At 58.0% G+C, this 9467-nt stretch carries 8 protein-coding genes and 1 tRNA gene; 4 read left to right on the top strand and 5 right to left on the bottom strand.

Going from position 1 to position 9467, the window contains the following annotated elements:
- Positions 1 to 56 precede the first annotated feature (56 nt).
- Positions 57 to 1514 carry a hypothetical protein gene (locus C444_RS09750; RefSeq protein WP_004592591.1) on the bottom strand — a complete coding sequence of 486 codons (1458 nt, stop codon included), beginning with the start codon at positions 1512 to 1514 and terminating at the stop codon, positions 57 to 59.
- A gap of 209 nt (positions 1515 to 1723) precedes the next feature.
- On the opposite strand from C444_RS09750, the gene C444_RS09745 reads away from it, so the two are divergent.
- Together C444_RS09745 and C444_RS09740 are read left to right on the top strand one after the other, a co-directional pair.
- Entirely contained in the window at positions 1724 to 2737 is a 1014-nt protein-coding gene (locus C444_RS09745; RefSeq protein WP_004592590.1) for a DUF1616 domain-containing protein, read from the top strand.
- Between the two features lie 116 nt (positions 2738 to 2853).
- On the top strand, positions 2854 to 3387 hold the full coding sequence (locus tag C444_RS09740) for a metal-dependent hydrolase (RefSeq protein WP_239641285.1): 534 nt from the start codon (positions 2854 to 2856) through the stop codon (positions 3385 to 3387).
- A gap of 127 nt (positions 3388 to 3514) precedes the next feature.
- Here the strand turns inward: C444_RS09740 and C444_RS23050 are convergent, their stop codons facing one another.
- From C444_RS23050 to C444_RS09725, 4 genes are all read right to left on the bottom strand, one after another.
- Entirely contained in the window at positions 3515 to 3655 is a 141-nt protein-coding gene (locus C444_RS23050) for a hypothetical protein (RefSeq protein ID WP_004592588.1), read from the bottom strand.
- A 191-nt stretch (positions 3656 to 3846) separates the two neighbouring features.
- Positions 3847 to 5463, bottom strand: coding sequence for a PGF-CTERM sorting domain-containing protein (locus tag C444_RS09735; RefSeq protein WP_239641284.1), 1617 nt, complete (start codon positions 5461 to 5463; stop codon positions 3847 to 3849).
- 333 nt (positions 5464 to 5796) lie between these two features.
- Positions 5797 to 7071 carry a hypothetical protein gene (locus C444_RS09730; protein WP_004592586.1) on the bottom strand — a complete coding sequence of 425 codons (1275 nt, stop codon included), beginning with the start codon at positions 7069 to 7071 and terminating at the stop codon, positions 5797 to 5799.
- A 785-nt stretch (positions 7072 to 7856) separates the two neighbouring features.
- A tRNA-Leu gene (locus C444_RS09725) sits at positions 7857 to 7940 on the bottom strand.
- A gap of 202 nt (positions 7941 to 8142) precedes the next feature.
- On the opposite strand from C444_RS09725, the gene C444_RS09720 reads away from it, so the two are divergent.
- Together C444_RS09720 and C444_RS09715 are read left to right on the top strand one after the other, a co-directional pair.
- Positions 8143 to 8625 (top strand): DUF309 domain-containing protein, encoded by a 483-nt coding sequence (locus C444_RS09720; RefSeq protein ID WP_004592585.1) that lies wholly within the window; start codon positions 8143 to 8145, stop codon positions 8623 to 8625.
- 45 nt (positions 8626 to 8670) lie between these two features.
- Positions 8671 to 9459 carry a M14 family metallopeptidase gene (locus tag C444_RS09715; RefSeq protein ID WP_004592584.1) on the top strand — a complete coding sequence of 263 codons (789 nt, stop codon included), beginning with the start codon at positions 8671 to 8673 and terminating at the stop codon, positions 9457 to 9459.
- The last annotated feature ends 8 nt before the right edge of the window (positions 9460 to 9467 follow it).

The raw sequence follows: 9467 nt of genomic DNA, 5'->3' as shown, positions 1-9467 counted from the left end.
ACACACTCGACACCTCCTCGTTCCTTCCGCAAACATACCTCGATACGCCGCTGCTGTCATGCGGTTCGTCTCCTAACTAAAGACGGATGACTCGGTTCGTCGTACGTGGCGGTAACGGTAACTGATTCGTTGTTCTGTAGATCCGCAAGGACAGTCTGGAATGACCCGTCCCGGTTCGTCTCGATAAGTCGGGTTTCGCCAGCACCGACTTGTAGGCGTACCGGGCGACCCGCGACAGGGTCCCCGGAAACGGTCTGGAGTTGCCCCCGGACGGGGATCCCATCATCCGCTCGTGATACACTCACTGAGAGGGTCGTTCGGGTTTCGACGACGACAACAGGCGTTTCCGACTGGACGCCCGCTATCGCTCGGTTCTCATACGGAATCCGGGCGACAACCCGTCGGTCACCGTTGTTTATCGAAGCCGGGAGTCGGATCGTTTCTGTGGCAGTCCCGTTCGGTCCGGTCGTCGTTCGTGCGACAACGGTATCACCAATGGCGAATTCGACTGGGACCGCATCGACACCGTCTGACGCGACTCTCACGGATGCCGTGGCATTGAGTCGGTCACCGTATCCCACCGTCTCCGGTGCGGTTTCGCTCGTCACGTCCGGCGTCACCTGTTGTACGTCAATCGTGAACGTGGTGTTGTCGGACAGGTACACCGAGTCAGCCACCGGGACGTACTCGATCGATATGGATTGGGGCCCGAGCCTAGCTGAGCGTGGCCGGTACTGCGTTTCGAACACGCCGCTCGAATCAGTCTGCACAGTTCGCGTCCGGTTCCCGACACTGAGTTCGACCGCTCTGTCTGCGATGACCGAGCCGTTCTCAGCCAGTATCTGCCCGGAAACCGTTCCGGGGTCGCTGAACGATGCAGTCGAGTCTATCGCCTGGACTGTGAGCGTCGTGCCGACGAGCGTTTCCTCACGGATCTCCGCTTGCGTCGCCGTGATGTTCTCCGTTGTCTCGTTGATCTCGGTCTGTCCAGAAGAGAGGTCGACAGACGTCGTGTTCTCGATCCGTTCGAAATTCTGATTCAGTTCTTTGCTCCTGTCGCTGATGTTCGATGCTGTTCGCTCCATCGCACGCGCTGTAAGGCGAGCCTCGCGTTCGTTACCCCGCTCGCGTGCTGTCTGATACGCCGCGTACTGTTGCCGATACCGCTGGACCTCGTTCGTGAGATTCCGCTGGTTCTCGCGCGCGGCCTCGAACTCCCTCGCGGCAGTGTCGTCCGTATCCGAGGACGTGTCTCCGGCAACCTCGACGTACTGCTCTAGACGCTTGTCGTAGTCGTCACCGAGGACCGACCGAGCCTGGTCGTACTGGTTGTTTGACAGCGAAATACTGCTGTTTTCCAGCTGACCACCCATCGTCCGAGCTAACCAGGCGGCCGTTTCGTCACTGTACTCGCCGTCCGATACCGAATCCGGGTTTTCTTGTTGCGTCTCGTTATCGTCCGTTGGCGTCTCCACCTGACGGTCCAGAGCCGGACCCCCGTCGTCAGCTCCCATCGCTGCCACCCCACCAGCCCCCGCTGTAAGCCCCAGTACTGTCAGGGTGACGAACACGGCCCACGACTGGCTCCGGAACACACCGAGTTGTTCTGCTGGTTTGATAAAATGCGTTCGGTTGACTCACCGGAGTCAGTCACAATCATGGACTGTGACAGCGAACGACGCAATCAGCTATTTTTTTACCGTGCCGACATGACTCATTGCCAATGGCTGAAACCAAGACGTGGAAACTACTCTTGCCACGTCAACTCCGCCACCTCCCGGCCGATCTGGCAGGCGTTATCGGCGTGGTGATTCTGACGAATCTAGCTGCCCTGCTGCCGGTCATCTCCGACACGCCAGTCCGCATCATCGCCGGACTTGTGTTTGTCCTTTTCATTCCCGGCTATGCGTTCATCGCAGCGCTGTTTCCGGAGGCCGGGAACGGTCCCACGGCTGACGATGAGACCGGTTCGGATCCACGAACCGACGGAATCGACGGTATCGAACGGGTCGCGCTCTCGTTCGGACTCAGTATCGCTCTCGTTCCCTTGGTCGGTCTGGTGTTGAATTTCACGCCGTGGGGCATCCGCCTGCTTCCGATTCTCGTGTCACTTAGCGGGCTGACGCTCGTGTTGACCGCTGTCGCGGCTGTTCGACGCTGGGCGTTGCCCGCCGATGAACGGTTTCGCGTCCCGTATCGTGCGTGGCTCAGTGCCGGACGTGAGGAATTGTTCTCGCCGGCCTCACGGACGGACGCGGTCCTGAACGTGCTGTTGGTGCTGAGCATCCTGCTTGCGGCTGCCAGCGTCGGCTACGCGGTCACGGTACCAAAGGACGGCGAGCGGTTCAGCGAGTTCTACCTGCTGACCGAAGACGAGGACGGCGAACTCGTCGCTGACGGCTATCCGACGGAGTTTCAACAGGGCGACGGTCGCTCGCTGATCGTCGGTATTGGGAATCAAGAACACGAACGGACGGAGTACACCGTTATCGCCGAGTTACAACGCGTCGAACGCGTCGGCAACAAGACTCGGGTTCGGGAACGGTCGGAACTACGGCGTTTCCAGCCGACGCTGGGGCACAACGAGACCTGGCACCGTCAGCACGAAGTGACGCCCGAAATGACCGGGGAGAGACTTCGGCTCCAGTACCTGCTGTACCGCGGTTCACCACCTGAGACCGTGGCCCAATCGACCGCGTACCGGGAAGTCCATCTCTGGGTGAACGTAACCGGCTGACCCGCGTTCTCGTAGCGGGCAGAGCTACCCCCGGTAAAACGGGGCTGTCCCGCGCCTGCTCTCTGAACACCGAACCCGGCGAACAGCTTTTGTTTTCTCGGACCATTCGTTTCACGGTGTACCCCGCAGGCCATTTCCTCCTCGCAGCCGTTCCGCTGACGGTATATACGGTGGTTCGGTGGCGTCACCTCCCGTCTGGGCCGATGGTACTGCTCCTGCTTGTTGCGACGCAACTCCCTGACGTAATCGACAAGCCGCTCGCGTGGACGTTCGCTATTCTTCCGAGTGGGCGTATGCTGGCCCACTCACTGGTCGTCTCGCTACCCGTCCTCACTATTGTTGTATTGCTGGCGGTCCACCGGGGCTACGGGCAGTACGCAGCGGTGTTTTCCGCCGGCTATCTCTCACACATCGCCGGCGACTTCTATCCGATTGTGCGGCTCGGGACGGACTACTACTTCTTTCCGAACCTGTTCTGGCCACTGTTGTCGGCAAGCCCCGATAGAACGCCGTCGTTTGCGGCGCATTCGCCCGACAGTTTGCTCTCGCTTGCCGTCCCCCTGATCGTCTTCGGACTGGCCATCAGCTACAGTCTCGTGACGGTGTACCAGAGATACGAGCAGGGCCCAGCCGAAATACCACAACGGTAAAGCGTTCGTGGCCAACGGTCGTTGCCGCTGAAGCAGTGGGTCTCAAGCGGCGGATTTCGAGCTATTCGTCAGATATGGAAACTGTTCCCGCACATGGGGATTGCGGCGTGAAGCTGAAACGCCTGTCTCAACTTGGGGTCGCCGATTCAATCGGCGCTTCGCCGCAGTTGACACAGATATACTCTTCGTCAACGGTGAACACGACCGGTGAGTTACACTTGATGCACTTGATTTTCGCCGCACGGGATGGCTTTGCGTAGTCCCCCATTGTATGTACCTTACACAGACATATTATTTGCAAAATAATATAAAAATACCCCTTTCAGCAACATTGTATCTGCAACCGCTAGTGGCATGATAGTTCAGCCAATCGGGAAACGTAGACTTCGGCTGGGTATACAGTGGAGAAAGAAATCGCGTCAGAGAATAACCGAACCGCTGCGTAAACTATCGAGTTCGTTAGTCCCGTCGTGCCAGGAACCCGGCACCTAGCAGTGCTAGTACTGCGATGAGGACGGTGAAACCGGGACCACTCGAGTTCGTGGTTTCGACCGGGCCCTCCGTTCCAGTTGTGGCTGTCTCATCGGGTTGCTGTGCCCCACCTCCTGCAGTCGTAGCTGTTTCCGTCGGTGCCGCTACGCCTTCAGTCTCGGTGCCGTCGTCTGTGTCGGTGTCAGTCGTAGCTTCGTCCTCTGTGTCCGCTTCAGTACTCTCGTTATCGGAGTCGTTGTCGTCGGAATTGTTGTCGTTGTCGTTATCGTCGGAATTGTTGTCGTTGTCGTTATCGTCGTCAGAGTCGTTGTCGTCGCTATCGTCATCGCTGTCACTGCCATCATCGTCGCCATCGTCGCCGGAATCTGTCTCGTTCGACTGTGACAGTGTGACCGTTCCGGTGGCGGAGTTGATTTCGTCTGAGTCTTCGCCAATGGCGATGTGTACGTACGTGTACGTCCCGTTTGGCCAGGAATCGAGCGTTTCGACATCGACGGTAGTATCGGGGGCATCAGATACCGTCGTCGCCGAGGCATGCATCACATCATCACCAGTCGAATCCGGTGATGCTTCGGAGAGAACGAATCCGAACAAACCGACCAATCCCGCCGACGGCATCGCTCCTGCCGTCGTCGTGTCCATATCGGTGAAGGTGGCGTCATCATCGGTTGACGAGACGCCGTTGACGCCGTCGAAGGAGTTCTCGACCGTGACCTGGTCTTCCGAGAAGTTCTCACCGATTTCGCCGGTCACACGGACAGTGCTCGTCCGCTGTTGGAGTTCGTCTTCGTCGAGTACCAGCACGGCGTGCGTGACAGAATCGTCGTCCAGTTCGGTCTCGATATCGAGCGAGACGTTATCGCCAGCGGTGATATTGTCGGAGGGCGCATCGACTGTAGACGCGCTTTCCTGAACCAGCGTCTGTTCGACGCCGACGACGGTCACATTCCCATCGGCCGAAACATTGTTGTCCGAAACGGACAGGCCCTGTCCGTCATCGACAGTGACCAAGATAAAGCCGTAGGCACCACCCGATTCAGGTGTGTACGACGTTTCGAGCATTCCGTTGTCATCTATCGAACCGACACCCTCCGCGTCGTCTAGCAATTCAACCGAGTTGGCGTTAGAGTTATTTCTAAAGATACTAGCTAGATCGGTTCTGACACTTCCCTCACTAAACCCGGCCGAAGATGGACTCTCGGAGAGTCTGACAGCGAGTAGTTGCGCCTCATCGCCGGCAAGTCCCGTCGTTCCAGCACCGGTCGTTGATTCGAACGTCAGGTCCACTGATTCGCCCGTTTCGTGAATCGTGTACTCTTCTCTGTTGAGGGGAACGTCACCGGTCTGGGCAGACTCGATGTTGATATACGTCTCCGGGGCTGCTATCGTCGTTGGGCCGGTGGAGGACGTCCGAAGTGGGAGCAGCGACCGTTCCCAGACATCCACGTTTTCCGTCACGGCTCTCGTTTGCTCTTCATCGACTGGCGTTGCCGCTGCCGACGTTACCGACAAGGGAGCGGCTAACACCAGCAGCACTGTAATCGCACAAATTACAGTTCGTTTTCCTTTTGTTGTTTTATACATTACTGAATTTTTTCGGAGGGATATGGTATAATTCTTATGCAGTGACATTCGACGTGTCACAGTATCATATCAAGGTTACAAAACACGTAGACACCGTCTGGGGATTTTACAGCACGAATCATGGAGCGTGTCTTGGTAATTTACCTCATTCGTATTTGTGAAAACGGTCCGAATTGACGTGTTTTTGATAGTAAGTACTCGACAGCGGGCCCAGGTTGGTTTAACATCAACTAGCCAATATCCGGCCGTGCCATTGAGTGGAGTCCGCACACGTCGGCGCACAAAAAGGTACTGTGCTCGGTGGCCTCAACCAGCGGAGGCCGCCCCGATCAGTTATTCCGCGTCCCCTTCGTCGTCTCCGGTATCATTCGGTCCGTTACCGTTGGCCGGAGGACCGCCACCGTTGCCCGGGCTACCACCGTTATCAGGGCCGCCGCCCGGACTCACTGCCACCGTACCGGTGTCCGAGTTGATAGTCCCGGTTTCGTTACCGACTGCGACGTAGACGTACTGATACGCACCGTTTGGCCAGGAATCCAGGGTCTGGACCGTCACGTTGGCATCAGCGTCACCGCTGACAATCGTTGCAGAGGCATGGATAACGTCTCCGTCAGCGTCCGATTCGGCTTCGGAAACCACCGTGCCGAACAGCCCCTGCACCCCGATCGCAGGTATCAACTGGTTCTCGGAAAGGTTGAAACTCCCCAGTCCAGTGTTGCTCCCGACCGTGCCGACACCGCTGACGGCATCGAAGGAATTCTCGATGGTGACCTGGTCAGCGGAGAAGCTCTCGTTCAGTTCGCCCGACACAGTCACTGTACTCGACTGTCGCTGGAGTTCTCCCTGTCGAACCAGCAGGACCGCGTGGGTAGCGTTTTCGTCTTCCATCTCAGTATCGACAGCCAGCGTGACGTTGTCACCGGGGTTGACCGGGTTCTGGGTCCGCTCGACGTTCGAGGCGTTGTCCTGCACCACGGCCTGTTCGACGCCGACGACAGTCACGTTCCCGTTGACGGAGACGTTGCCGTCCGACACCGATAGCCCGTCATCACCCTCGTCGACAGTCACCAGAACGAAGCCGTATGCGCCGCCTGATTCGGGGGTGTAGGACGCCTGCAGTTCACCATCCTCGTCTATCGTGCCGACGCCTTCCGCGTCATCGAGTAGCTCCGATGACGTAATGTCCGAGTTATTTGCGAGGACATTTTCGAGGGAAGCGCTAGAAATATTGCTGGCGTTTGCCCCTGCCGTAGTCGGTGCTTTATCCAACTTGACAGCCAGCAGTTGCGCCTCGTCGCCGGCAAGTGCTCTCGTTCCAGCGCCGACCCTTGATTCGAAGGACATGTTTATCGACTCGTTACGTTCATGGATCGTCACCGTCCGCTTGTTGAGCGGTAAGTCGCCAGTCGCAGCTGCTTCGACGTTGATGAACGTCCGCGGTGCCACTATCGTGGTCGGTCCCTCTGACGTCGTTCGAAGCGTGAGCGGGGACCGCTCCCACACGTCGACGTTTTCGGTCACCGATATCGACTGGCTCTCAGCAACTGGGGTTGCCCCAACAGTGGTCGTCACTGATAACGGACCAGCGAGTACCAACGCGACTGTCATGACGAAGATGACAGTCACCTTTATTATTGGTGTTTTTACCATTACTGAAACATTACTGACGGCTCTGGTATATTTCTTGTGCAGTGATACTAATCAGAACCATTCAGAAGGCATCTGGGATAAGATAGTACCTGAACTGAAGTATAACTGATTGTTTTTCTATATCTATGTTTTTATGATACGTACTTACAGATAAGATGGTAATTAACCGATGCTAAAATATCCTATATAATACCGCAGTAACTGTATCCCATATTTAGAGGGATACTTACTGAACTAATCTGGCTCACTTTATTAGAGAGCCGGCTTCATCGGGCAGTGTTATAGGCTAGTCACCGAGGGTTGCCCAAATGTGTGCACCGCGATTCTACCCAACCCCACCGAATACTCGGAAGCATGACACCGACCTGTTTTCAGCCGATTGTGACATGGCGGACGCTCCGCGGAATCCAGCCGGGACAGAGCATAGTGGGAGCAGAACGTGGTGAACAGTATCGCTGAGACACGTCTCTGGCACATCGGTTCGGAGAATTGCGAGGGAAGATCGCTCCGTGCGAGTCTTCCGGCACCGGTCGGCCGTCGTCTTCGCAGCGAGACACCATCGGGGTCGATGGCGTACTCGCGACCGTGACGAAGGCCGCTCACTGTTTGCGAGGGACCGTGTCGGTCCAACAGTGCGAGGGAAGGGATTTGAACTACGCGGAGACGGGCAACCGCCCCGCCTTCTCTCGTTCAAACCCTTCCGTGTGCATCCTTCGGCGCCGCGTTGTGCGGCCCCTATACGATGCGAGGGAAGGGATTTGAACCCTTGGACCCCTACGGGAGCGGATCTTGAGTCCGCCGCCGTTTCCTGGCTTGGCTACCCTCGCACGCGTATTGCATTCGGTACACATGGTGGTACGGTATAAATGTCGTACGGAAGCGACTCAGAGCCGGTGGGATACTAGATCAACAATTGGAAGCGTTTGCGCACTGGCCGCGCTGCCGTGTGATCAGGTGTGTATTGACTTTTAATGGCCACTGGAGCCGACAGACCGGTGGTTTGACCCACCGTGAACCAATAGCGTAGGCATGGACGACCACACGCGCGACCCGACCGTCGAGCCCCCCGACGGAAACCCATCTGGGTGGCGGGCCGACGGCCGGTGGGAACACGAGACACTCAGGCGGGCCGTGGTCCACGGCGTCCGGTTGTACAACTCCGGCGAGTTCCACGAATCACACGACTGTTTCGAGGACGAATGGTACAATTACGGCCGCGGGAACACCGAGAGCAAATTTCTGCATGGGATGGTGCAAGTCGCCGCCGGCGCGTACAAGCACTTTGACTTCGAGGACGACGACGGGATGCGGTCGCTGTTTCGCACGTCGCTGCAGTACTTCCGTGGCGTCCCCAACGACTACTACGGCGTCGACCTCCTCGATGTGCGAACGACGGTCACGAACGCGCTGTCGGACCCGTCGGCGCTACACGGCTGGCAGATCCGTCTCGACGGCGAGTACCCGACGTGTCGCCCGGAAGACATCGAGTTCGCGGAGTCGCTCGAACAGTGACCGAATCCGGATAATTCTAAAGGCTGGAAGCGTTAGCACGGGTAGATGCGAATCGAGCAACTTGGGGACGGGGTTCCAGAGGTGGCCGTCGTGGGGAGCATCCATGGCGACGAACCGTGCGGTCGGGACGGCATCGAAGCCGTCCTTGCCGACCCGCCGGCGGTCGAGCGACCGGTCAAGTTCATCATCGCGAACGAGGCCGCCCTCGACGCAAACGAGCGATATCTCGATACGGACCTCAACCGGTCGTTCCCAGGTGACGCTGACAGCGAGTCCCACGAGGAGCGGTTGGCCGCGGCTCTCGCCGCAGAACTACACGACTGTACCGTGCTTTCGCTGCACTCCACGCAATCCTACGACGGGATGTTCGCCCTCGTCGACGAGCTCACGCCGGAGATGGAGGAACTCTGTAGTGCGCTCTCCGTGGACGCCGTCGTCCAGACGAAAGGCGCAAACGAGGGGCGATTGTTCGCGACGGTGGACTCCGTCATCGAAGTTGAGTGTGGCTACCAGGGTTCCGCGGAGGCCGCAGAGAACGCGGAGCAGGTCACCCGGGAGTTTCTCGCCGCCACCGGCGTTACCGCTGAATCACCGCTACAGCGAGAGACGGCACTGCCGGTGTTCCAGCTCGGCGAGCCGATTCCGAAGGCGGCAGCAGAACAGTACGAGGTGTTCGTCCAGAACTTCGAACCAGTGCCAGAGGGTGACCCCGTGGCGGCGGCCGACGACGAAACCGTCGTCGCGGAGGAGCCCTTCCACCCGGTGTTGCTCTCAGCCTACGGCTACGAGGACGTGTTCGGCTTTACCGCAGACCAGATCGGTATTCTCGACTGAGCTGCGTT

It is taken from the genome of Haloarcula japonica DSM 6131, from assembly GCF_000336635.1.
GTDB classification, from domain to species: domain Archaea; phylum Halobacteriota; class Halobacteria; order Halobacteriales; family Haloarculaceae; genus Haloarcula; species Haloarcula japonica.
Note: the sequence above shows the minus strand (reverse complement) of the source record. Positions and strands in the feature narration are given on the sequence as shown.